The organism is Pseudomonas sp. AK181 (assembly GCF_051122975.1).
In the GTDB taxonomy this organism is placed as follows: Bacteria; Pseudomonadota; Gammaproteobacteria; order Pseudomonadales; family Pseudomonadaceae; genus Aquipseudomonas; species Aquipseudomonas lactis.
Genome location: NZ_CP146348.1, coordinates 1,325,900 through 1,346,272, shown reverse-complemented (window position 1 = coordinate 1,346,272; position 20,373 = coordinate 1,325,900). Strand labels below are relative to the sequence as shown.

Genomic DNA, 20,373 nt, shown 5'->3' with positions numbered 1-20,373 from the left:
ACCGCCTGATTCCGGCGGTGTCATCCGTTGAATACCAGGATTGCCCACCATGATTCACAACGACGTACTGCGCAGCGTGCGCTACATGCTCGACATCAGCGACAACAAGATGGTCGAGATCATCAAGCTCGGCGGCATGGACGTGACCAAGGACGATCTGCTGACCTACCTCAAGAAAGACGAGGAAGAAGGCTTCGTGTTCTGCCCAGATGAAGTCATGGCTCACTTCCTTGACGGCCTGGTGATCTTCAAGCGCGGCAAGGACGAAAGCCGCCCGCCGCAACCAATCGAAACCCCGGTGACCAACAACATCATCCTGAAAAAGCTGCGTGTGGCCTTCGAACTGAAGGAAGACGACATGCATGCAATCCTCAAGGCGGCGGAGTTCCCGGTGTCCAAGCCAGAGCTGAGCGCGTTGTTCCGCAAGTTCGGCCACACCAACTACCGCACCTGTGGCGACCAGTTGCTGCGCAACTTCCTCAAGGGCTTGACCCTGCGGGTTCGTGCTTAAGCCATGAGCTATCAAGTCTCACCGGTCGGCTTCGTGCGTTCCTGCTTCAAGGAGAAGTTCGCCATCCCGCGCCAACCGCAACTGGCACCGGCTGCCCGCGGCGTGCTGGAGTTGGTGGCGCCGTTCGACCAGGGTGAGGCGGTGCAGGGGCTGGAGCAGGTCAGCCATGTGTGGCTGCTGTTCCTGTTCCACCAAGCCCTGGAAGACAAGCCACGCCTGAAAGTGCGCCCGCCACGCCTGGGGGGCAATACGTCCATGGGTGTGTTTGCTACCCGTGCGACCCATCGTCCCAATGGCATCGGCCAGTCGGTGGTGAAACTGGACAAGGTGGAGCCGGGGCGGCTGTGGATTTCCGGCATAGATTTGCTCGATGGCACGCCGGTGCTGGATATCAAGCCGTATGTGCCGTATGCCGATAGCGTTGATGCGGCTACCAACGACATCGCCAGCGATGCGCCCGCGCTGATCGGCGTGCAATGGCTCAAGGCTGCGCTGCAGCAGGCGCAAGGCCATGCCCAGCGCCTTGGTGAACCGTTGGTAGAGTTGATTGATCAGTGCCTGGCGCAAGATCCGCGACCGGCCTACCAAACGCCCGGCCCTGAGCGTGAATACGGTGTGCGCTTCTGGGACGTGGATGTGCGCTGGCACTACCCGGAGCCGGGGATGATTTGTGTGCTGGAAGTGGTTCCGGCTAATTAAATAGGGCGAAAACCAAATGTGGGAGCTGGCTTGCCTGCGATAGCATCACCTCGGTTCAACTGAACCAATGAGGTGTCTGCATCGCAGGCAAGCCAGCTCCCACATTTTTTTTGAATCGCTGGTGTTACTGACTCTGTATTACTTCTCGACGAACGCACGCTCGATCAGGTAGTCACCCGGCTCACGCATCCGCGGCGAAACCTTGAGGCCAAAGCTGTTCAACACTTCGCTGGTCTCGTCCAACATGCTTGGGCTGCCGCACAGCATGGCGCGGTCGTCTTCGGGGTTGATCGGTGGCAGGCCGATGTCGCTGAACAGCTTGCCGCTGCGCATCAGGTCGGTCAGGCGGCCCTCGTTCTCGAACGGTTCGCGGGTCACGGTCGGGTAGTAGATCAACTTGTCACGCAGGGCCTCGCCGAAGAACTCGTTCTGCGGCAGGTGCTCGGTGATGAACTCACGGTAGGCGACTTCGTTGACGTAGCGCACGCCGTGGCACAGGATGACTTTTTCGAAACGCTCGTAGGTCTCCGGGTCCTGGATCACGCTCATGAATGGAGCCAGGCCAGTACCGGTGCTGAGCAGGTACAGATGCTTGCCCGGCTTCAAATCGTCAAGCACCAGAGTGCCTGTCGGTTTTTTGCTGATGATGATCTCGTCGCCTTCCTTCAGATGCTGCAACTGGGAAGTCAGCGGGCCATCGGGCACCTTGATGCTGAAAAACTCCAGATGCTCTTCCCAGTTCGGGCTGGCAATGGAGTAAGCGCGCATGAGCGGGCGGCCGTTGGGCTGTTGCAGGCCGATCATCACGAACTGACCGTTCTCGAAGCGCAGGCCCGGATCGCGGGTGCACTTGAAGCTGAACAGAGTGTCGTTCCAGTGATGAACACTGAGGACACGCTCGTGGTTCATGTTGCTCATGTACGGGGAACTCCTGGAAATGGGTCTGCGCCAAAGGTAAGGATGCGCAATTGCACAGCATTCTAATGGCGGCGACAATATCTGTTAACTGGATTATTAAGATAAGGGTTATCGGTTATATCGATATGCGATTTACTCTCCGTCAACTGCAAGTCTTCGTCGCCGTCGCCCAGCAGGAAAGCGTCTCGCGCGCTGCTGGCCTTCTGGCCTTATCTCAATCCGCCGCCAGCACCTCAATTACTGAGCTGGAGCGTCAATCCAGCTGCCAATTATTCGACCGCGCCGGTAAACGCCTGAGCCTCAACGCCCTTGGTCACCAGCTGTTGCCCCAGGCTGTGGCATTGCTGGACCAGGCCAAGGAGATCGAAGACCTGCTCAACGGCAAGTCTGGCTTCGGCTCGCTGGCGGTCGGCGCGACGCTGACCATCGGCAATTACCTGGCGACGCTGCTGATTGGTAGCTTTATGCAGCAACACCCCGAGAGCCAGGTAAAGCTGCATGTGCAGAACACTGCGCATATCGTGCACCAGGTGGCCCACTACGAAATTGACCTGGGTCTAATCGAAGGCGACTGCAGCCACCCGGATATCGAGGTGCAAACCTGGGTAGAAGATGAGCTGGTGGTGTTCTGCGCCCCTCAGCATCATTTGGCCAAGCGTGGCGTGGCCACCATGGACGAATTGACCCATGAAGCGTGGATCCTGCGGGAACAGGGCTCGGGCACGCGCCTGACCTTCGACCAGGCCATGCGTCATCACCGCAGCGCACTGAATATCCGCCTGGAGCTGGAGCACACCGAGGCGATCAAACGGGCAGTAGAGTCGGGCTTGGGGATTGGCTGCATTTCGCGGCTGGCGCTGCGCGATGCCTTCCGCCGTGGCAGCCTCGTGCCGGTGGAAACCCCGGACCTGGACCTGGCCCGGCAGTTCTACTTCATCTGGCACAAGCAGAAGTACCAGACCTCGGCGATGCGCGAGTTTCTCGAACTGTGCCGCGCCTTCACCGCCGGGGTGCAGCGCAGCGACGAGATCGTGCTGCCGAGTATCGCGTAATCGTCAGATCAGGATGACGGCCCATACCAGGGTGATCATGGTCAGTGCCACGAATTGCGCGGCGCTGCCCATGTCCTTGGCGTTCTTGGACAGCGGGTGACGGTCCAGGGAAATACGGTCAATGGCCGCTTCTACTGCTGAGTTGAGCAATTCGACGATCAGCGCCAACAGGCACACTGCAATCAGCAGCGCCCGTTCAACCCGACTGACCTGCAGGAAAAAACTCAGGGGGATCAGGATGACGTTCAGCAACACCAACTGGCGGAATGCCGCCTCGCCAGTGAAAGCTGCACGCAGGCCATCCAGGGAATAGCCCCCTGCGTTGAAGATACGTTTGATACCGGTTTGACCCTTGAAAGGCGACATAGATGTAGGCAACTGAACCAAAGAAGTGGGGAAGCTAGATCACGCAAAGTCAAAAAAGCGTGAAGCGGCTGTAACTTAATGTTGCGAGATAGACTCAAGTTGCTGCAACAGCAACGCCGCCTGGGTGCGCGTACGCACGCCTAACTTGCGGAAAATCGCCGTAACGTGGGCCTTGATGGTCGCTTCGGACACACTCAACTCGTAGGCAATCTGCTTGTTCAACAACCCTTCGCAAACCATGGTCAATACCCGGAACTGCTGGGGCGTCAAGCTGGCCAGGCCATCGCGGGCGGCCTTGGCTTCGTCGGACACATTGATTTCTTCAAACGCCTGGGGTGGCCAGGACACATCGCCGTCCAACACCGTACGCACGGCTTTCTGGATATCTTCCATCGCGCTGGACTTGGGAATGAAACCGCTGGCGCCAAACTCTTTGGAGCGCACCACCACATCGGCTTCTTCCTGGGCCGACACCATCACCACCGGTATTTGCGGATATTGCCCACGCAACAGCACCAACCCGGAGAAACCGTAGGCACCCGGCATGTTCAGGTCGAGCAATACCAGGTCCCAGTCGGATTTTTCAGTGAGGCGGGCTTCCAGTTCGGCAATGCTGGCTACCTCGACCAGACGTACATCGGGGCCAAGGCCCAGGGTTACGGCCTGATGCAGTGCGCTGCGAAACAGCGGGTGGTCATCGGCAATCAGGATTTCGTATGTGGCCATTGGTTAAATGATCCTGTTTTTTATGGGAGCCCTGATGGGTTCAGGGTTCACCAATACACGAGGCGACGGCCAGGCAGCGATCGCCACAGGGCCCGTTCAACGTCAAAAACACATGAAACGACGTCGATAATTCACGGTTGCACCCAATCGGCGCACAGCATGCCCAGCGTAGCCTGGAGGGTCAAGCACTACGCCCGTGGGGATTTTAGCGGGTTGCGGGCTTACAGTGCCATCATGCAAACGTCGTCTGGTTATCCCGCGGGGATGTAGGGTGCAAGGCGAGTATGCACGGTGTCCGCCGCATCCAGTGGCAGTTGGAACTTGGCAGCCAGGTAATGGGTGCTGAACACATCAAGGTAGGCATCCAACACTTCGCTGGCGGCGAGGTCATCGGCCAGCTCCAGGCACAGCGCCGCCACCTCGGCGGTGCAGAAATGGTCATCACGCTTGGAGCGCCGTAGCTTGTAACGCGACAGCTGCTCGGGCGCCAGGCTCAGCACGGGTAAATGTTCCAGGTAGGGGCTTTTGCGAAACATCTTGCGCGCTTCGCTCCAGGTACCGTCCAGCAGAATGAACAGCGGGCGCCTGCCCTCCTCCACGCACACTTCACTGACCACCCGTTGCGGCGCCACGAATTCACCGGGAAATACGATATACGGTTGCCACTGCGGGTCGGCCAGCAACCTGAGCAACTCAGGGTCGACTTCGGTGCGCGACCAGGCGAACGCGGTGGTGTCGTAAATGACATCGGCGATCAGCCAACCCGTGTTGCTGGGCTTCATCGGTTCAACGTCATGCATCAACAGGCACATGGCGGACTTGGCTTCTACCTGCGGCCGCCAGGCACATAGGCAGTATTCAGGAATGACCCGACAGCCGGGACAGCGCTCAGCACGCGAACCCCGATTGAGAAACGGCCTGACGGCACGCGCCAGACGCTGGGCACGCAAACGGGAGACGGCGTGGCTCATCGGGCACGCGGCGAAGAAAAGGAAATCGACACGGAACAAACTCGTGAAAAACAGAAGTCCCGCAGTTTACCAGCGATACGCCTGGCTGTAGTGGCAAGGGCTCACCTATAATTGCGCGCCACTGAACGCACAGCCCAGTGGCTGGTCTATGCACCAGTAACCGAATCAGGAGAGTTTCATGCTGCGTTCCATGCTGCGCCTTGTTGCCCCATCCGTCGCCCTTGCGCTGGTCTTGCCTATGGGCGCCCATGCGGCCTCGCTGCTGGAGGCTCAAATGAACAAGAAGCTGCAAAGCGTCGCGGCTGAAAGCAACAAAGACCTGCCCCGGGAAATCGATGAAAAAACCCTGGAAGTCGCCTACACCGTTGAAGGCATGCAGCTGATTGATCACCTCAGCGTGCTGCCTGACCGTGCCGAACAGATGCGCGCCAACCCCAAGGCTGTGTATTTCCAACTGGGGCGCAGTGTGTGCACCAATCCAGGCTATCGCGAGCTGATGGCCAAGGGCGCAGTGATGCGTTATGAAATCACCGAGAACAAGACCAATCGCCCAGTGGCTTCGGTCAAGTTCGCAGAGTCCGATTGCCCGGCGCCAGCGAAGAAGAAAAAGTAACCTCTGCTTGGCTTGACCCTCCCGCGCTGCTTCCCAGCGGCGCGCCCCCCTTGCTCTGCGTTTGCCACCAACGACTAAACTGCGTAATGAGCCACCAATAAGCGGTTGCCAGCCAAGGGTTTTTCGGCCCATGATCAGTTCATCCCAGATGCCCGCCCACCACAGCTTTTAATGCTGTTCTGTCATATTTTCAGGGCAAAAAAGGCCTGCCCTCCTGCGGCATGCCGCGACACAAGCAGTGTCGTGGCCCAGGCGACGTTCTCGTCGACTACCCAGGCCCTGTAAAGAAGGAGAAATTGAATGCCTTATGAATCAAATGATTTGCTGCTTCGTCATTTTGAAGAAATCGGGACCGACCTCACCCAGCAGGTCGACGCACAAATTCAGTTGATCGCCCCCAACAGCCCGAATATCCCTCTTTATCGAGACATGATCCTCACTGTCTTGCGCATGGCCCAGGACGACCGTGACCGCTGGAACGCCAAGATCACCCTGCGCGCCATTCGCGAATTGGACCATGCCTTTCGCGTTCTCGAACAGTTCAAGGGCCGGCGCAAAGTCACGGTATTCGGCTCGGCGCGTACACCAGTGGAAAGCCCCCTGTATGCGCTGGCCCGAGAAGTAGGTGCCGCGCTCGCACGTTCCGACCTGATGGTCATCACCGGTGGCGGTGGCGGCATCATGGCCGCAGCCCACGAAGGCGCGGGCCTGGAGCACAGCCTGGGGTTCAATATCACCCTGCCCTTTGAACAGCACGCCAACCCGACCATTGATGGCACCGAAAACCTGCTGTCATTCCACTTCTTCTTTACCCGCAAGCTGTTCTTCGTCAAGGAAGCCGACGCGCTGGTGTTGTGCCCTGGCGGTTTCGGCACCCTCGACGAGGCATTAGAAGTGCTGACCCTGATCCAGACCGGCAAAAGCCCGCTGGTGCCGGTAGTGCTACTGGATGCGCCGGGCGGTGGATTCTGGCAAGGCGCCCTGGACTTCATCCGCAACCAGTTGGAAGCCAATCGCTATATCCTGCCCACCGACCTCAAACTGGTCCGCCTGGTCTACAGCGCCGAAGAGGCCGTGGACGAAATCAACCAGTTCTACGCCAACTTCCACTCCACCCGCTGGCTTAAGCGTGAGTTTGTGGTGCGCATGAATCATCCCCTGAGTGAGCGCGCCCTGGCCCATATGCAACAAGCGTTTGCCAGCCTGCGGCTCAGCGGCGAGTTCCAGCAACTCGCCTATACGGGCGAAGACCATGACGAACCGAGGTTCAGCCATTTGACGCGCCTGGTGTTCAATTTCAACGGTCGCGATCAGGGGCGGCTGCGGGAGTTGGTGGATTACATCAATTTGCCGGAAAACTGGGCGCACGCTCAGGGCAAGGCCCAGCAACGGATGACGCCAGAGACAGCGTGATTTTTTACAGGCGAAAAAAAAGGCCCACTATTTTCATAGTGGGCCTTTTATTTTTTGGCGTTCAGTCGTCCATATCCCGACCGCTCAACAAGCGGCTGATCATGTCCATCGAAAACCCGCGATAACTCAAGAAGCGACCTTGCTTCGCACGTTCCCTGGCATCAATTGGAAGATGCCCCGCAAACTTGCGACGCCAGGTTTCCTCCAATTGCGACTGCCAACTGATACCGCACTCACGTAGCGCGAGGTCGATATCGGCACGTTGCAGGCCACGCTGGCTCAGCTCTTCACGAATCCGAGCAGGGCCGTAACCGGAGCGCGCTCGGTAGGACACAAAACTTTCAAGGTAACGGGCTTCCGACAACAGCCCTTCTTCCGTCAACCGGTCGAGGGCTGTTTCGATCATCTCGGGCTCTGCACCGCGCTGACGCAGCTTACGTGTCAGCTCGACTCGACCATGCTCGCGGCGAGCGAGCAGGTCCATCGCAGTGCGCCGAACGGCGACGAGTGTATCCAGTACAACAGTCATCGTTTGCTTCAGATGTCAGTGTCGGCTTCTTCCACTTCTTCAACCGGCTCACGGTTGGCAGCCGCTTTTACATCTGGCGCGGCGGTCAGCAGCTTGTCGCGGATCTGCTTCTCAAGCGTGGCAGCGATATCCGGGTTATCCGCCAGGAACTTGGCCGAGTTGGCCTTACCCTGACCGATCTTGCTGCCGTTGTAGGCATACCAGGCACCGGATTTCTCGACGAAACCGTGCAGCACGCCCAGGTCGATCATCTCGCCGTTCAGGTAAATACCCTTACCGTAGAGAATCTGGAACTCAGCCTGACGGAATGGCGGCGCCACTTTGTTCTTCACAACCTTGACGCGGGTTTCGCTACCCACAACCTCGTCACCTTCCTTCACCGCGCCGGTACGGCGGATATCCAGACGGACCGAAGCGTAGAACTTCAGCGCGTTACCACCGGTGGTGGTTTCCGGGCTGCCGAACATTACGCCGATCTTCATACGGATCTGGTTGATGAAGATCACCAGGCAGTTGGCGTTCTTGATGTTACCGGTGATTTTACGCAGTGCCTGGGACATCAGGCGGGCTTGCAGGCCCACGTGCATGTCGCCCATTTCGCCTTCGATTTCAGCCTTGGGCACCAGGGCCGCCACGGAGTCGACCACGATCACGTCGATAGCGTTGGAGCGCACCAGCATGTCGGTGATTTCCAGGGCTTGCTCGCCGGTGTCCGGCTGGGAAACCAGCAGGTCATCAACGTTGACGCCCAGCTTGCCGGCGTACTCAGGATCCAGGGCGTGCTCGGCGTCGACGAACGCACAGGTGGCGCCCATTTTCTGCGCCTGGGCAATCACCGACAGGGTCAGGGTGGTTTTACCGGAAGATTCAGGACCGTAGATTTCAACGATACGGCCTTTTGGCAGGCCGCCAATGCCGAGTGCGATGTCCAAACCCAGAGAGCCAGTGGAAATAGCCGGGATCGCCTGACGGTCGTGATCGCCCATACGCATTACGGCACCCTTGCCGAATTGACGTTCGATCTGACCCAGGGCCGCAGCCAAGGCTTTCTTCTTGTTGTCGTCCATTAAAGTCCTCACGTAATCAATAAGGCCTGACGGCCAACACCTGTATAAGTAGACAGTATTGTTCCACAAAGATCCGAGATCGCCTACCCCTGATTGTCTATTTCTGCTGCAGCTCGTCGCAACAAGCCCTCCAACGCGGCTTTTACCGTTTGTCGGCGGACCTCGTCGCGGTTGCCGGGGAAGTGCGCAAGCTCGGCCGTCACCTCGTCGCCCACGGCAAAGGCCAGCCAAACGGTGCCCACCGGCTTGTCCGGCGAGCCGCCATCGGGGCCCGCGACACCGCTGACCGCCACGGCAAATCGGGCCAGGCTTTTTTCCTGCGCGCCCCGGGCCATCGCTTCCACCACTTCCTGGCTGACGGCCCCGACTTTGGCGAACAGCTTTTCCGGCACATTCAGTTGTCGGGTCTTCTGCCGGTTGGAATAAGTGACATAGCCCGCCTCGAACCAGGCCGAACTGCCCGGGATCCGCGTGATGGCTTCGGCAATACCGCCGCCGGTACAGGACTCGGCAGTGGTGACGTGGGCGCTGAGCACCTGCAAACGGCGCCCCAGTTCGGCAGCCAGTTGAGTGATTTCCTTCACGGTCGTCTCCAGGAATGGGCGGGGGTTTGCCTACCCTACAGGAGCCCATCGACCATGCAAGACACAGAGTGCATCAAGAGACTAATGCGCGACGGCCTGCACCTGCCACACATGCGCCATGAGCAGCACACGCGATCAGGCCAAACGCACCTAGGAAACGCATAGCACCGCCTTCGCCCGCGCCCACAACTGCAAACGGTCGTCCAGGCCGTTGAGGCCGCCGTTGATGCGGCGGGTGATGGTGGTGAACTGGTCGTTGTCGGCTAGCTCGTTGAGACCGTTGCTTTGCCAGAACCAGGCGGCGGATTCGCAGGCCCACTGTGGCTGCTCCAGCAACTGCGGTTGTCCAAGCAAGCGCTCGTCACCGAACAGCGCTTGGCTGCACGCCATGTAATTGCGGCGCCCGGTGATCTGGATCAGCCCCCTGCCCCGATACATTTGCCCATCACCGTCCGCCTCAGGGGTGTTGCCCAGCCGCGCGGCCAAGCTGCCAGTGTCGTACTTGCTCAGGTATTGATCACTGCCCAGTTCGCGCACGTACTGCAACTGGGCAGACTCGTGGCCAACTTGGGCGAGGAAGGCGGCAACGCGACGGGCCGTATTGATCTGGTGTGCAGCGAAGGCCGCATTTAGAAAGGTTAAAAAAAAGCCCGCGCGAAGGCGGGCTCCAGGCATGACACCCAGAAGCTGAGCATGTGTGATTACCATGGGTTTTACTCTAAGGAAGCCTCTACACCGACAAACCGCTGGCCTGGACCGTACTCCGATAGCCACCTTTGCGTTCGCCCCTGGATTTCACCGTTTTAATCGACCAGCGCCCTTGCATGAACCCCGGCCACGACTCATCCAGCAGCAACAGGCCTTCAGCAGCCAACGCGGGGTTGCCAGGGCAGACCACATCGATCTGCAACCCTTCGCGCCCCACCCGCCGCATCTCTCCCTGCGCCGCCGAGCGCGCTTCGTCCTCGCTCTGGTATCGCTGTGTCACCACTTTGAAGGGAGCGACGCCCACCTGGATGACACGCTGTTTGCCGCCTGCGGCATCCCACCATGAGGTTTGCGCGCCGTTGTATTTGGCACGGCTGGCGTCGGTGAAGCTGGCGCTGATGAACGCGCGCTCACCCGGACGATTGTCATGGGTGATCGACAACCGCACATCCGGCAATGCCTTGCCCGACAGCGTCTTGATCTGGCCTTTGCGCCCCAGTACATACAGCTCATCGACAGGCTTGGCCACGGCATCGAAGCGCTTGGCCAGGCGCGTGAGAAAAGCCATGTCGCTTTCATTGGTCTGATCGATATGCGCGATGGGCTCACCGTCGAGTTCAGGCGCCACGCGCGGGGAAAAACCGTATCGGGTGGTCAGTTGGCGAAACAGCGCCCCCAGGGTTATCGGCCCATGGCTGGCAGTGCGGCGCTGCTTGAATTCGTGCTCGTCGAAGGGCGCCGCCGTGGCCACCAGTACCAGCCGCAATGGAAACATCGAGGGCGTACGCTGGGTGATCTTGAACACGCCCTTATCCACCAGGCCCGATTCCAGGTAGCCAATACGCAGGCCAATTTTGCCGCCCAGATCGGGCAGCCCTTCAAGCCCCTCGATATCGAGGGTCAGCTTCAGTTGATCAGATACAAACCCCGCTGCGTCGGTATGCTCCCACTCCAAGAGCCGCTCGTTGAATAACGCGGCATTGGCTCCGTATAGCTCCACTACAGGTGTAAATCCGAGTGCCATGATGGCTCCTTAATCCCAGGCGGAAACCGGCCGGCTTGCGACCGGTTGCGCATCCAATTCGGGCACCAGCACACTGACGCCCGCAGGCAGTACCGCGCCCTGTTCGGCCAACTCCGGGTTCAAGCGCCACAACGCCTCTTCTGCGGCATCATCACTGCGCCCCAGTTGGCGGTAGAGCAACAGGTTCACCGAGTCGCCGGCAATACTTCGAACCCTACGCATTGACGAACTCCTCCAGTAACAACGTCCAATTGATCACCATGGCCGTACCGTCGTCGATCACGCTGGCTTGTTTTTCACTGATCGACTGAATGGTCCATAGCCCCCAGTTACGCCCTAACCCGTCTACCAAAGGCAACGGCGTGCGCAGGGCCTGCAGGGCGCGCAACTCATCCAGGCGCGCCATGCCCTTGGCACGCGCAGCCTTGCCGCCCAATGCCAGCGTTTCTAGCCCCTGGCCGACCTGGCTGGATTTAGGTTTGCCGGCAATGATGTCGAGGCTGACCCACCCCCCGCTGCTACCTCGATCAAGGGTGTCGTAGGCGAACCCACGGGACAGCCCGAAAATAAAAGTGCCCAAGACCATCTGTTGTCGCATCACGCAGCTCCATCGGTGAGTGCTGCGCCGCGTCGGGTCGCCAGCAGGTTGTCCATCGACAGCGGAGTAAATTGCGCTTCGATCTGTTGCACCACGAGCGCCGCCAGTTGTTGATGGCTGGCTTGCTCAGGCGCGGTGATGGTGATTTGCGGGGCGAAGTTGATTTGGCGGTTGTCGGCTTGAGGGGCGTTGAGGTTTTTGCTGACCTCTGTGGGGGATGGCAGGCGATCACCCGTCCCCATCACTTTTTCAGCCAGCCACGCACCGACGTCACTGCCCACGAAAGTGCCCACGGCACCACCGACTACCTTACCGATTGCGCCCCCGGCGACGCCGCCCATCACCCCGCCCAACACTGTGCCAGCCCCCGGAACGACCGAACCGATAACAGCTCCCGCCAGCGTGCCGACCGCTCGACCAATCGCCATCCCGGCCACATCACCAACGACACCGCCGGCAACACCGCCGCCGATCGAGCCCACGCTGGTGCCAACCGCTTGACCCAGGTTTCCGGTCATCGCGCCTCGCGTCATCTCGACACCGGCCTGGGCCACCACCAAACCCAGGGGGGCCCCTTTGGCCAGCGTGCTCACCTTCGCCGCTTTGCCAGAGATGCCAGGGCCGGAAGCAGACGGGCGATTGCCGTTGTGCCCGTCATTACTCGGGGCTTTGCGCTGGCTGTCCGGCAATGTGGTTTTATTCCCTGCTGCCGGCCCCTCCCCGAGCACTTTTCCTGCGACCTTTTCGAAAATCTTGTCCTTCACGGCTCCGAAAACACCGGAAACCACCGGGATCAGCACCGCCCCCGCCAGGGTGACGGCTGCGGCAGCCTTGGGCAGGCCTTCCGCGAGCCAAGCCACGCCACTGACCAGGCCGTTCATTGCGGTCAGCGAGGTATCCACAACGGGGGCCAACGCTGTATCAGAGGCGGTGCTCAAGCGTGTGGTACTGGCCTCGTAGGCTTGCCGACGTGCGTAAGTAGAGTCTGCACGAACCGCGGCCGAGCGCAGGACCGAACCCTGATCGCCCAACGTGGAAGTAGCGTAAGTGGATTTCTCGGCCACCAGCGAAAAGGCCTGTTTCACGCTGTCGATCACCGGCACCAGGCTCAGAATCGTCTGGTTGCCGTCAAACAACTGCGTCGCCAGCATCGCCTGCTTTTCGGCAGGTTGCGACTTGAGCGCCTCCAGCACCGTAAGCACGGCTTGTGGGGCGTCCTGTTTCATGCCGGCTGCGAGTACTTTTGGATCAAGCTTGAGCTCTGCCCAGGCAGTGCGTTGCCCTGCAGAGGCGTTGTCGCCTTTAGCCAGGACGGCGCTGATTTTTTCCAGCCCGGCACCGGCAACAGCCTTGCTGTTACCTGCGCTCAACAACGCCGCCGAAAGCGCTGCAGCCTGTTCGGGGCTCATGCCCGCAGCCTTCGCGGCAGCGCCCTGCTGTTGCACGATAGCGCCGATATCCGCCGATTCAGCCTTGAGCGAAACCTGGGTGCCCAGCACGTTTGTTGCGTCGGCCAGGTCCAAGGCCTGTGCGCGATCAAGGTGCATGGACTCGCGCCAACCGCCCATGATTTCGCCGGCATTTTTGACGTCGATCTTGAAAGCGGTCGCCATGATTGCGGCATCGCGGGTGAACTGCTGCAGGTCTGACTGGCGCCCAACGGGGTCAATATTGCCTGAAGCGTCCTTACGATCGCTGCCAATACCTGTGCGGGCGGCGGCATACTCGACCTTAGCGAGGTCGACGGCGCTGGCACCACTGGCGGCCACCACCGGCTCGGATGCCATGGCAAGGTTGGCTTCGCGCAATGCCTTGCGCTCATTGCGGGTAAATTTCAACAGTTGATCAAGGTCGGTCATCGCGGCGTCCAGCGCCTGCGAGGGTGTACGTTTGTCGATAGCCGCGGTGGTCTTCGTACCCTCTGCGTTCCCGGCAGCTTCGGTTTGCCGGGCGTCCATCACCTTGAGCAACGAGACGTTGAACAGCTCCAGCGTATCGACCAACCGTACCTGCCCGTCCGCCAGATGCTTGATCTGCAAGCTGGCATCGGCCAATGCCAATGCCAAATTCGCCGTACTCCCCGGCGCCTCCAGCGGGCTCGCCAGGGTTTGCGCCATAGGCTTGAGGCTGGCTTGTGCCCCTGCCATTGCAAGTGAGCCCTGAGTCATCACGCCTTCCTTGGCAATGGCTGACCCCGCTCCATGGTTACTGTCTGCCATTGCGCTCTACTCCTGTTTAACGCCAAGACGACTGATTGCGATGTCGTAGCGGCGCATTGCTTTGCCGGCTTCCCAGTCGAGGATTTCCGCTTCGCTTACCGAGTAAACCAGCGGCACTACATCGAGGATCACTTCGATGTCGCGTTCCGAAAGAAGTCCGCCGGTTTGTTTAAAAAATCGTCAATGCGCTCCTGCAGTTCGGTCCAGTCGGGCACGGTCAGGCCGGCAAGATCGGGAATCATCAGGCCGGTGCAGTGGGCGGTGATGAACTCGGCACGGTCTTTGTTAGTGGCCAGTTTTTTCATCACCTTGGTAGCGCGCAAGGCGGGCATTTCCAGGGTGACGCTGGTGAGAGTGCGACCGCTCGCTTGCAGCGGCAGCAGCAAGGCAACCTGTTCGCACGTCAACGACTCGCGCGGGCTATCGGTTTGCGCGAGAAAAAACGATGCAGGCCGGGTCGACATTTCGTGTACGTACTGCGCAATGCTCACGTAGTCCGGGCGCTTAAGTTGGTCGAGCTCTTTTTCCGACAGGCCGGTGGCGAGTTTCGCCAGTTCGAAAAACTGGTCGTCCTCATCATCACCGGCCCGGGCCAGCGCGTCTTTTTGCGCGGCGTAGAACAACGGCTTGAGTTGAACCTGCTCGATCATTAAACCGGTGTCGGCGGTGATCGGGGACAGCAGGATGTGCAACGGAGGCATCCAGGCCATGGGGCAATTCCTTGTTGAGCGGTGTTGAAAAGTGCGAAAAATCTAAACCTGAGCACGGCCCCTGTGGGAGCTGGCTTGCCTGCGATGGCATCCACTCGATGCTCTAGGGAGACCGAGTCGCCTGTATCGCAGGCAAGCCAGCTCCCACCTTGACCGTGCTTGCTTCAGACTGCGCCGGCCCTTAAGGCATCAGTACGGCGCGGCGGGCATCGCCAAGAATGTCGACGCCGTTGAGCACAAACTTCTGAGTGCGTACGTCGATGTCGATCACCGAAACGCCGTTTTCCAGACGGTTGTAGGTGCGGCAGGACAGTTCCAGAGTGGTAACCGGCTTGGCGTTCATGGTCAGCGCCGTCTCGGCCAGGGACTTCAGCTTGCCGCCCATGGTGTGGTAGGTGAAGTAGGTCTTGCCGTCCTGATCCTGACCGGCTTCACGCACGTTCAGGAGGATGTCGTCACCCTGGGTGACGCCAAGCGCCAGCAGGACTTGGGCGCCAACACCTTGCAGTACCAGGGTTGCATTCAGCACCTTGGCGCTTTTGGCGACCTCCTCGGCGATGAAGCGCCCACCGGTCATCGGGTCCATCTCAAACTCGATCTTCGGCGGCGTAAAGGAATCGACGGTTGCCGACAACGGCAGGCCTTGAAGGGTGGCCGCAATGGCCTGTCTGACTCGGTTGGTAAACATTAGAGAACGTCCTCCAGGAACTGCTCGATGATTTCATCGCGGGCGTTGAGTTGATAAACCATGTGTTCGTTCGGCGCGTAGCGGCCGTAGTCGATGACGATGAACCAGGTGCCGTTCTTGTACTTCTCGACGCTGTTCAGTTCCGGGTGCAGGTACACGCTGCCGCCGGGAATGGTTTCGTCGGCCACCAGGGTTTGCAGCCAGTCGTTGATGCGCTTGACCTCTTGGTCCATGAAGGACTTGGTGAGGTTCTTGGCCATGGCTTTCTGGCCGGCCCTGACCAGCTTGCGGCTGATGGCATCTTCCAGGCCGACGTAGCTGATGAACTTGCCGGTGATGGAGCGGTTACCCAGCAGCGAGAAGCCGCCGAGGATGGTGCGGGCGTAGTAGCTCACGCCATAGCGGTTGAGCAGGTCGCCTTCGGTGGAGGTGTCGAGGATGTTGTACTCGACCACGCGGGAAACGTCCTCGGCGAAGGTCACCTGATTACCCGGGCTTTCCCACTGCTTGACCTTGGCCAGTGCGGCGATGGCCAGCGAGGATGGCGACAGGAACACATTCTTCTTCGCGGCCTTGGAGTACACCGACGGCATGTTGTGTACCAGCAGGCAACGGTCGAAGCCCAGGTCGGCCCCGCCCAGTTCGCCGCTGTAGGTCACCTGGTCGGCGACGGAGGCGTCCTTGCCATCGAGCACCACACGGGCCTTGATGCGTTTGCCGAACGAGGCGAACTCACCGGCTACGGCTTTGGTGCCCGTGAAGCCTGGAGCGCCGATGATGGTCAGGTCTTCAGGGACGCTGCTCAGGGCAGCCAGGCCCAGCTTGCGACCGGTGACCGGGTCGTTGCCGCCGATCACATTGTTGATCGTGTCGGCCGGAGTAGCGCCCTCTTCGACGATGACCACATAGACCGGCACCTTCACCACTTTGAGGATCTGGTACACCGCCTGGAACAAGGTGCCCGACTCGGTGCCGGTAGGGTCCAGCAGCGCCTGGGTGGTGAAGCTGTTGATGCGAAACGGCGCGTTTTTCGGGATCGACGCATGGGCATTCGGCGCAGTGCCGACCAGGCCAATGACGTTATCACCAAGGCCACCCATTGCCTCGGGGGATTCAGTGGCATTCACAGTGATGCCGTTGTGCTCGAAGTTCAGGACTTCTGCCATGGTTATTCAGCCTTCTTGGGGGTGGAGTTGAGGACGCTGGTCAGTTCCAGACGACCAGCGGTGCGCAGGGCGGATGCTTCGACGTCGAGCAGTTCCAGCTCCTCGCCGGCGGTGGACCAATGGCCGTTGCCGATGGGGAATGGGATGAGGACGGTGTAGGTTTGGCGGGTGGGCATGGGTGGAGATCTCCGAGTGGAAAATGCAAAAGCCCCTGCGGGGAGGGGCTTTGGGGAGGCGAAAAAAAACCGCTTTCGCGGTAATCAGTTATTTCAGAAAATCGGGTTTGGATGGCCAGAGCACTGCGTCTGGATCTTCTCCCTGATCTGGAATATCACGCAGTTTTTGACGATACTCAGCGAAGATAAGCTTATGGCTTTCGAGCATCGGATAGTCTGGCATTGCAGCATAATCACTCGCCGACAAGTCTTGATCCCTTGCCTTACGGATCATTTCCCACTTGATAATCGGATGCAGTTCAGCAGGTACAAATAGCGGTTTCATATTTTCTCCTCAGCCTAGAGCCAACATCGTTCCCCAATCACCTGGGTTGGTTACAACGCCTGTGCAAGCCCCTGCCAGCATCACCTCAACAACGCCAGTGGATGAGGTGCGCATCGGGTGCAGATGGTAATAACTCCCAAACAGTTCAGTAGGAGAAATAACACTGGAACACCAGCGCCATTTGCCTTTCTCAACACCATTACTCCATGCTCCCGATACGTTACCTTCCAAAAGACGCACGAAGGCGCCTACCGTCAGGTAGGAGTTCTGCGGGACTGCACCAGAGCCATTCGCGAGCGCCATATCGACCGTGTATGGGAACGCAAGCCAAGGACTAACGTCTGACACCGACCACTTCATTTGCCACAGATATACAAACGTGCGCCAATAGTCGCTCGCCCTGATTTCAAAGCTTGGATATTGTTCACGCACGTCCGCCTGCACCTGGAGCATGAAATCCACATCAGCTTGCGGGCGTCCGGCCGCTTGAGAAACAGGGGTGATAGTTCGCAGCTTAGCGGGCGTCACTTCAGCATGAATCCCCCAATTTTCAATCAGTGTTCCGTCGGCGTTGGGGGAAAGATTGAAGTTCTTGGTGACCGCTAACCTTGGGAGTCTATTTTTCAACTCGGCCAATTGTGCGTCATACGCCAAGCGCGCATCGGCTATCGCCTTGTCAATTTCTCCAACTTTTCCGGTAATAACATTAGTCAAGTTGTTTGCCGCACTAACGACGGCAGAAAGTTGCTGTTCAGTACTCAAATGAATGCTCCTAAACGCCTGGTGAGCGTCATATAAAATCAATTAAAAACGCCCTATTTCTTTTCGACTTCCATCACCCGAAATAGAACCCCTACACCGCGTGCCATATTGTCTATGCTCGCGGCCGATAAGGCCGCAATTTCATCAGTCAATAGCACATTCAAATTGTCATTCCCCACCACAATCGTCACGCTATCCGCCGGCAACGGCGAAACATCCAGCGTAAACTTCTGCAGCACCCTCGCCGCCGCCGCTTTATACGTCAGCAACTTCCCCGCCACGGAATACACCGCCAACAACGTCCCGCTGGCGAGGTAAAATCCGAACTCGCCAATCTCATACTCGCCGTCGCCATCAAACAGCGCGGCCATCCTGAGTTGGCGCTCGCCCAGGTCTTCGTAATCGACGATGGCCACCCGTTGACGCTCGTCACGCAAGGCCACTTCCGTGCCGTCGGGGTTGTAGCGGCCGGTGCCGGCGCCGATGTGGGTGATTTCGCCTTTGAGGCCCTGGTTCTTTGCCTGCAGCACTTCATCCAAACCTTTGGAGGTGAAGCGCACCAGGCGCGTGATTTCATCTGTCATGGCTGCGCCCTGAGGTCGTAATCGTTAATGGTGTAGTGCTGGGCAACCCCGGCACTGTTGAGCCGAGCCACCAGCGCCAATTCCGGCAACGCGCCGTTCAGGTAGAACTCGCCGTCGCTTAAAGGCGCGTCGAGCACTTGCGTGAGCGCGAGTTGGCCTTCGGTCTCATGCACGATGGTGATCGTCGCCTGATCGCGCTCACTTTTCGCCGCGTTGATGCGACGGATCAGCCGGTTGTGGTCGCCGCTGGACCAACTGCGCCCGATGATCGCCTGCACGTCGAAGGTGTAAGGCACGCCCAGCGGACGTTGCTGGTACCAGGCGCTGATATTGGGCGTGAAGCCCAATGATTCCACCGCGTGGCTCAGCGCCTTGGGCGTACCTGCCTGGCGCTGAATCTGCCAGGACAAAGCCACGGTCAGGCGTTTTTCCGCTTCGCTGGCCTCGGCATCCCATTCGCTGACGCCACGGTCGGCGGCCAGGTAAGGTAGGAATTCGCTGGGGGTGTACAGCGGGTTCATCAGCGCCGGAAACGGCGGGGTGACGCGCTCAAGCAATCTGCCGAAACCCAGGTCCAGGGCCTTTTCCAGCGGTGAGCTGTTGGCGGGCAACAAACTTGCGTTGGGTTCACTCATAGCGTGCGCACCTCCACCTCGACGCCCGTGCAATACGGGGCCTGGAACGCGGTACTGACAATCGGCGCCAGCGGTTCGAGGATGTGCAGTTGCGCAGCGCCAGCACTGTGGATGGCGTAGTCGATCCAGCTGGGGTCCACCCGCCCTTCCAGGCGGTGGCAGGACTCTGCGTAGTCTTGCAGCAGTTTCTGCGCCGCCACTTGGGTCAGCCCCGAGTCCGGGCCGGCGTTGATCTTGGCCACCACGCGAATTTTATAAGGTTGAATCTGTGCGCCTTGAACGCTGACAAGATCGGTTTCCGGCCTTACATCCGGCCGTGCGAAATGTCGACGTACACCGTCAAGCAAATCGGCAGATGGCGTGCCGTCACCTTCCCTGGAAAGCACAGTGACCATGACTTCACCCGGTGCGGTGCGGCGAGCGTTGCCGTCCTTGACCTGGGCTGCGTAACCGTCGGGGTCGAAGGTGTAGGTCACCGTGACCACACCGGGCGTCGCGCTTTGCACTTTCACTGCTGGGCGCTCGCCCAAGGTGAACACTTCACGGCGGTACTGCATGCGCGAGCCCGCCGCTGGGGCGTGGGGCGCCAGGTAGTAACGCAGGCGGGCGTCGTCGTCGCTTTCCAAGGTGGGCGGCACGGGCGGGAACGCGGCCGGGTCGCCTGGGTCGAGCACTTGGCGTTCCAGGCCCATATCGGCCAGGCGCGCATCGAGGTTGCTGCCGGTGGCCCACCACGCCAGCATCTGCTTGATGCGGGCGTTGTATTTGCGCTCATGGGTTTGCAGACGCACGCAAAAGGCTTCCAGAGCCAGGGTCAGCAGTTCGCTTTCGTTGTCGAGGCTGACCTGGAGTTTGGCCGCGCTTTGCGGCGCGCGGGTGGCGACGTAGTCGGTGACAAACGCTTTGAATTCGGCCAGCAACGGTTCGAACTCATCGACCTTAATGATGGCCGGTTCCGCCAGTTGGTTCTGGCCGGGGATCAGCATGCTCATGTCACGACCTCGAAGGATTGTTGGCGGTTTTTCCAGGTGCCGGCAAACCGCAACAGCAGGCCGGCGCCTTGGCGGGTGGCGACGATGACCTGCGGGTCGAAGTCGCCGATGCCGTTGTGGGTGTTGTAGAAGGCTTGCGCGGCGTGGCTCTGGGCGAGGATCAACAGGTCATCGCCGAGGTTTTGGCCGAGCAATTGCGGGATCAGCGAGCCGTACAATGGGCGTTTTTGCCGCGTTCCGATGGGGGTGGTCAGCGCTCGGGTAGCGCGCTGCACAAATTGCAGCCAGTCGTCGACGGCCGCCCCGGTGTTCCTATCGATTCCAAGCATGGGGTGTC

The 20,373-nt window shown here is 59.5% G+C and carries 28 protein-coding genes; 5 read left to right on the top strand and 23 right to left on the bottom strand.

The window, feature by feature from the left end; all coding sequences use genetic code 11:
• Window positions 1–49: 49 nt before the first annotated feature.
• Both V8689_RS06330 and tsaA read left to right on the top strand, forming a co-directional pair.
• The gene (locus V8689_RS06330) at window positions 50–511 is read left to right on the top strand and encodes a DUF1456 family protein (protein WP_032893248.1); all 462 of its coding nucleotides are present in this window, start codon (window positions 50–52) and stop codon (window positions 509–511) included.
• Between the two features lie 3 nt (window positions 512–514).
• Entirely contained in the window at window positions 515–1,210 is a 696-nt protein-coding gene (tsaA, locus tag V8689_RS06325; RefSeq protein WP_056790142.1) for a tRNA (N6-threonylcarbamoyladenosine(37)-N6)-methyltransferase TrmO, read from the top strand.
• Between the two features lie 138 nt (window positions 1,211–1,348).
• Here tsaA and fpr read toward each other — a convergent pair whose 3' ends face one another.
• A complete protein-coding gene (gene fpr / locus V8689_RS06320) occupies window positions 1,349–2,128 on the bottom strand; it encodes a ferredoxin-NADP reductase (RefSeq protein WP_003189055.1) in 780 nt (259 codons plus the stop codon).
• A gap of 125 nt (window positions 2,129–2,253) precedes the next feature.
• On the opposite strand from fpr, the gene V8689_RS06315 reads away from it, so the two are divergent.
• Complete coding sequence (locus V8689_RS06315) at window positions 2,254–3,180, top strand: LysR family transcriptional regulator (protein ID WP_003189054.1); 927 nt, start codon at window positions 2,254–2,256, stop codon at window positions 3,178–3,180.
• Between the two features lie 3 nt (window positions 3,181–3,183).
• On the opposite strand, the gene V8689_RS06310 is transcribed toward V8689_RS06315, so the two are convergent.
• From V8689_RS06310 to V8689_RS06300, 3 genes are all read right to left on the bottom strand, one after another.
• Window positions 3,184–3,546 (bottom strand): diacylglycerol kinase, encoded by a 363-nt coding sequence (locus V8689_RS06310; RefSeq protein ID WP_003189051.1) that lies wholly within the window; start codon window positions 3,544–3,546, stop codon window positions 3,184–3,186.
• A gap of 75 nt (window positions 3,547–3,621) precedes the next feature.
• A complete protein-coding gene (gene erdR / locus V8689_RS06305; RefSeq protein ID WP_003189050.1) occupies window positions 3,622–4,272 on the bottom strand; it encodes a response regulator transcription factor ErdR in 651 nt (216 codons plus the stop codon).
• Between the two features lie 251 nt (window positions 4,273–4,523).
• Window positions 4,524–5,243, bottom strand: coding sequence for a tRNA-uridine aminocarboxypropyltransferase (locus V8689_RS06300; RefSeq protein WP_056790139.1), 720 nt, complete (start codon window positions 5,241–5,243; stop codon window positions 4,524–4,526).
• A gap of 178 nt (window positions 5,244–5,421) precedes the next feature.
• Here V8689_RS06300 and V8689_RS06295 point away from each other — a divergent pair, with 178 nt between their 5' ends.
• Both V8689_RS06295 and V8689_RS06290 read left to right on the top strand, forming a co-directional pair.
• Window positions 5,422–5,856, top strand: coding sequence for a PA3611 family quorum-sensing-regulated virulence factor (locus tag V8689_RS06295; RefSeq protein ID WP_003189047.1), 435 nt, complete (start codon window positions 5,422–5,424; stop codon window positions 5,854–5,856).
• Window positions 5,857–6,156: 300 nt separating this feature from the next.
• Window positions 6,157–7,269: a TIGR00730 family Rossman fold protein gene (locus V8689_RS06290; protein ID WP_056790135.1), complete on the top strand. Its 1,113-nt coding sequence runs from the start codon at window positions 6,157–6,159 to the stop codon at window positions 7,267–7,269.
• A 61-nt stretch (window positions 7,270–7,330) separates the two neighbouring features.
• Here the strand turns inward: V8689_RS06290 and recX are convergent, their stop codons facing one another.
• The 19 genes from recX to V8689_RS06195 all read right to left on the bottom strand — a co-directional run bounded on the left by recX (window position 7,331) and on the right by V8689_RS06195 (window position 20,365).
• Complete coding sequence (recX, locus tag V8689_RS06285) at window positions 7,331–7,798, bottom strand: recombination regulator RecX (protein WP_003189043.1); 468 nt, start codon at window positions 7,796–7,798, stop codon at window positions 7,331–7,333.
• A gap of 8 nt (window positions 7,799–7,806) precedes the next feature.
• A complete protein-coding gene (gene recA / locus V8689_RS06280) occupies window positions 7,807–8,865 on the bottom strand; it encodes a recombinase RecA (RefSeq protein WP_003189042.1) in 1,059 nt (352 codons plus the stop codon).
• 83 nt (window positions 8,866–8,948) lie between these two features.
• A complete protein-coding gene (locus V8689_RS06275; protein WP_020301157.1) occupies window positions 8,949–9,449 on the bottom strand; it encodes a CinA family protein in 501 nt (166 codons plus the stop codon).
• A gap of 150 nt (window positions 9,450–9,599) precedes the next feature.
• The gene (locus V8689_RS06270; protein ID WP_056790132.1) at window positions 9,600–10,157 is read right to left on the bottom strand and encodes a glycoside hydrolase family 19 protein; all 558 of its coding nucleotides are present in this window, start codon (window positions 10,155–10,157) and stop codon (window positions 9,600–9,602) included.
• A 22-nt stretch (window positions 10,158–10,179) separates the two neighbouring features.
• Window positions 10,180–11,181 carry a contractile injection system protein, VgrG/Pvc8 family gene (locus tag V8689_RS06265; RefSeq protein WP_056790129.1) on the bottom strand — a complete coding sequence of 334 codons (1,002 nt, stop codon included), beginning with the start codon at window positions 11,179–11,181 and terminating at the stop codon, window positions 10,180–10,182.
• A 9-nt stretch (window positions 11,182–11,190) separates the two neighbouring features.
• Complete coding sequence (locus V8689_RS06260; protein WP_044272200.1) at window positions 11,191–11,403, bottom strand: tail protein X; 213 nt, start codon at window positions 11,401–11,403, stop codon at window positions 11,191–11,193.
• The gene (locus V8689_RS06255) at window positions 11,396–11,779 is read right to left on the bottom strand and encodes a phage tail protein (protein ID WP_056790127.1); all 384 of its coding nucleotides are present in this window, start codon (window positions 11,777–11,779) and stop codon (window positions 11,396–11,398) included. Before V8689_RS06255 ends, V8689_RS06260 begins: the two co-directional genes overlap by 8 nt.
• Window positions 11,779–13,998: a phage tail tape measure protein gene (locus tag V8689_RS06250; protein ID WP_056790125.1), complete on the bottom strand. Its 2,220-nt coding sequence runs from the start codon at window positions 13,996–13,998 to the stop codon at window positions 11,779–11,781. The genes V8689_RS06255 and V8689_RS06250 overlap by 1 nt, the downstream gene beginning before the upstream one ends.
• 6 nt (window positions 13,999–14,004) lie before the next feature.
• Complete coding sequence (locus V8689_RS06245; RefSeq protein WP_020301160.1) at window positions 14,005–14,130, bottom strand: hypothetical protein; 126 nt, start codon at window positions 14,128–14,130, stop codon at window positions 14,005–14,007.
• Entirely contained in the window at window positions 14,127–14,708 is a 582-nt protein-coding gene (locus tag V8689_RS06240) for a phage tail assembly protein (protein WP_056790122.1), read from the bottom strand. Before V8689_RS06240 ends, V8689_RS06245 begins: the two co-directional genes overlap by 4 nt.
• 181 nt (window positions 14,709–14,889) lie before the next feature.
• Entirely contained in the window at window positions 14,890–15,396 is a 507-nt protein-coding gene (locus V8689_RS06235; RefSeq protein WP_056790119.1) for a phage major tail tube protein, read from the bottom strand.
• Window positions 15,396–16,562: a hypothetical protein gene (locus V8689_RS06230; protein WP_056790116.1), complete on the bottom strand. Its 1,167-nt coding sequence runs from the start codon at window positions 16,560–16,562 to the stop codon at window positions 15,396–15,398. The genes V8689_RS06235 and V8689_RS06230 overlap by 1 nt, the downstream gene beginning before the upstream one ends.
• Before the next feature lie 2 nt (window positions 16,563–16,564).
• Window positions 16,565–16,738, bottom strand: a complete 174-nt coding sequence (locus tag V8689_RS06225; protein WP_003189022.1) for a hypothetical protein — start codon at window positions 16,736–16,738, stop codon at window positions 16,565–16,567.
• Between the two features lie 88 nt (window positions 16,739–16,826).
• A complete protein-coding gene (locus V8689_RS06220) occupies window positions 16,827–17,063 on the bottom strand; it encodes a tail fiber assembly protein (RefSeq protein ID WP_034135801.1) in 237 nt (78 codons plus the stop codon).
• 9 nt (window positions 17,064–17,072) lie between these two features.
• Window positions 17,073–17,825 carry a hypothetical protein gene (locus V8689_RS06215; RefSeq protein WP_056790111.1) on the bottom strand — a complete coding sequence of 251 codons (753 nt, stop codon included), beginning with the start codon at window positions 17,823–17,825 and terminating at the stop codon, window positions 17,073–17,075.
• 53 nt (window positions 17,826–17,878) lie between these two features.
• The gene (locus V8689_RS06210) at window positions 17,879–18,409 is read right to left on the bottom strand and encodes a tail fiber protein (protein WP_014717163.1); all 531 of its coding nucleotides are present in this window, start codon (window positions 18,407–18,409) and stop codon (window positions 17,879–17,881) included.
• Window positions 18,406–19,044: a phage tail protein I gene (locus V8689_RS06205; protein WP_056790108.1), complete on the bottom strand. Its 639-nt coding sequence runs from the start codon at window positions 19,042–19,044 to the stop codon at window positions 18,406–18,408. The genes V8689_RS06210 and V8689_RS06205 overlap by 4 nt, the downstream gene beginning before the upstream one ends.
• Window positions 19,041–20,036 carry a baseplate J/gp47 family protein gene (locus tag V8689_RS06200; protein ID WP_056790106.1) on the bottom strand — a complete coding sequence of 332 codons (996 nt, stop codon included), beginning with the start codon at window positions 20,034–20,036 and terminating at the stop codon, window positions 19,041–19,043. Before V8689_RS06200 ends, V8689_RS06205 begins: the two co-directional genes overlap by 4 nt.
• Window positions 20,033–20,365 carry a phage baseplate protein gene (locus V8689_RS06195; RefSeq protein WP_044272184.1) on the bottom strand — a complete coding sequence of 111 codons (333 nt, stop codon included), beginning with the start codon at window positions 20,363–20,365 and terminating at the stop codon, window positions 20,033–20,035. The genes V8689_RS06200 and V8689_RS06195 overlap by 4 nt, the downstream gene beginning before the upstream one ends.
• Between the last annotated feature and the right edge of the window lie 8 nt (window positions 20,366–20,373).

Excerpts from the sequence above, each read along its gene's own strand:
- V8689_RS06330 (WP_032893248.1), top strand. The coding sequence starts at position 50 with ATGATTCACAACGACGTACTGCGCAGCGTGCGCTACATGCTCGACATC.
- tsaA (WP_056790142.1), top strand. The coding sequence starts at position 515 with ATGAGCTATCAAGTCTCACCGGTCGGCTTCGTGCGTTCCTGCTTCAAG.
- fpr (WP_003189055.1), bottom strand. The coding sequence starts at position 2,128 with ATGAGCAACATGAACCACGAGCGTGTCCTCAGTGTTCATCACTGGAAC.
- V8689_RS06315 (WP_003189054.1), top strand. The coding sequence starts at position 2,254 with ATGCGATTTACTCTCCGTCAACTGCAAGTCTTCGTCGCCGTCGCCCAG.
- V8689_RS06310 (WP_003189051.1), bottom strand. The coding sequence starts at position 3,546 with ATGTCGCCTTTCAAGGGTCAAACCGGTATCAAACGTATCTTCAACGCA.
- erdR (WP_003189050.1), bottom strand. The coding sequence starts at position 4,272 with ATGGCCACATACGAAATCCTGATTGCCGATGACCACCCGCTGTTTCGC.
- V8689_RS06300 (WP_056790139.1), bottom strand. The coding sequence starts at position 5,243 with ATGAGCCACGCCGTCTCCCGTTTGCGTGCCCAGCGTCTGGCGCGTGCC.
- V8689_RS06295 (WP_003189047.1), top strand. The coding sequence starts at position 5,422 with ATGCTGCGTTCCATGCTGCGCCTTGTTGCCCCATCCGTCGCCCTTGCG.
- V8689_RS06290 (WP_056790135.1), top strand. The coding sequence starts at position 6,157 with ATGCCTTATGAATCAAATGATTTGCTGCTTCGTCATTTTGAAGAAATC.
- recX (WP_003189043.1), bottom strand. The coding sequence starts at position 7,798 with ATGACTGTTGTACTGGATACACTCGTCGCCGTTCGGCGCACTGCGATG.
- recA (WP_003189042.1), bottom strand. The coding sequence starts at position 8,865 with ATGGACGACAACAAGAAGAAAGCCTTGGCTGCGGCCCTGGGTCAGATC.
- V8689_RS06270 (WP_056790132.1), bottom strand. The coding sequence starts at position 10,157 with ATGGTAATCACACATGCTCAGCTTCTGGGTGTCATGCCTGGAGCCCGC.
- V8689_RS06265 (WP_056790129.1), bottom strand. The coding sequence starts at position 11,181 with ATGGCACTCGGATTTACACCTGTAGTGGAGCTATACGGAGCCAATGCC.
- V8689_RS06260 (WP_044272200.1), bottom strand. The coding sequence starts at position 11,403 with ATGCGTAGGGTTCGAAGTATTGCCGGCGACTCGGTGAACCTGTTGCTC.
- V8689_RS06255 (WP_056790127.1), bottom strand. The coding sequence starts at position 11,779 with ATGCGACAACAGATGGTCTTGGGCACTTTTATTTTCGGGCTGTCCCGT.
- V8689_RS06250 (WP_056790125.1), bottom strand. The coding sequence starts at position 13,998 with ATGGCAGACAGTAACCATGGAGCGGGGTCAGCCATTGCCAAGGAAGGC.
- V8689_RS06240 (WP_056790122.1), bottom strand. The coding sequence starts at position 14,708 with ATGGCCTGGATGCCTCCGTTGCACATCCTGCTGTCCCCGATCACCGCC.
- V8689_RS06235 (WP_056790119.1), bottom strand. The coding sequence starts at position 15,396 with ATGTTTACCAACCGAGTCAGACAGGCCATTGCGGCCACCCTTCAAGGC.
- V8689_RS06230 (WP_056790116.1), bottom strand. The coding sequence starts at position 16,562 with ATGGCAGAAGTCCTGAACTTCGAGCACAACGGCATCACTGTGAATGCC.
- V8689_RS06225 (WP_003189022.1), bottom strand. The coding sequence starts at position 16,738 with ATGCCCACCCGCCAAACCTACACCGTCCTCATCCCATTCCCCATCGGC.
- V8689_RS06220 (WP_034135801.1), bottom strand. The coding sequence starts at position 17,063 with ATGAAACCGCTATTTGTACCTGCTGAACTGCATCCGATTATCAAGTGG.
- V8689_RS06210 (WP_014717163.1), bottom strand. The coding sequence starts at position 18,409 with ATGACAGATGAAATCACGCGCCTGGTGCGCTTCACCTCCAAAGGTTTG.
- V8689_RS06205 (WP_056790108.1), bottom strand. The coding sequence starts at position 19,044 with ATGAGTGAACCCAACGCAAGTTTGTTGCCCGCCAACAGCTCACCGCTG.
- V8689_RS06200 (WP_056790106.1), bottom strand. The coding sequence starts at position 20,036 with ATGAGCATGCTGATCCCCGGCCAGAACCAACTGGCGGAACCGGCCATC.
- V8689_RS06195 (WP_044272184.1), bottom strand. The coding sequence starts at position 20,365 with ATGCTTGGAATCGATAGGAACACCGGGGCGGCCGTCGACGACTGGCTG.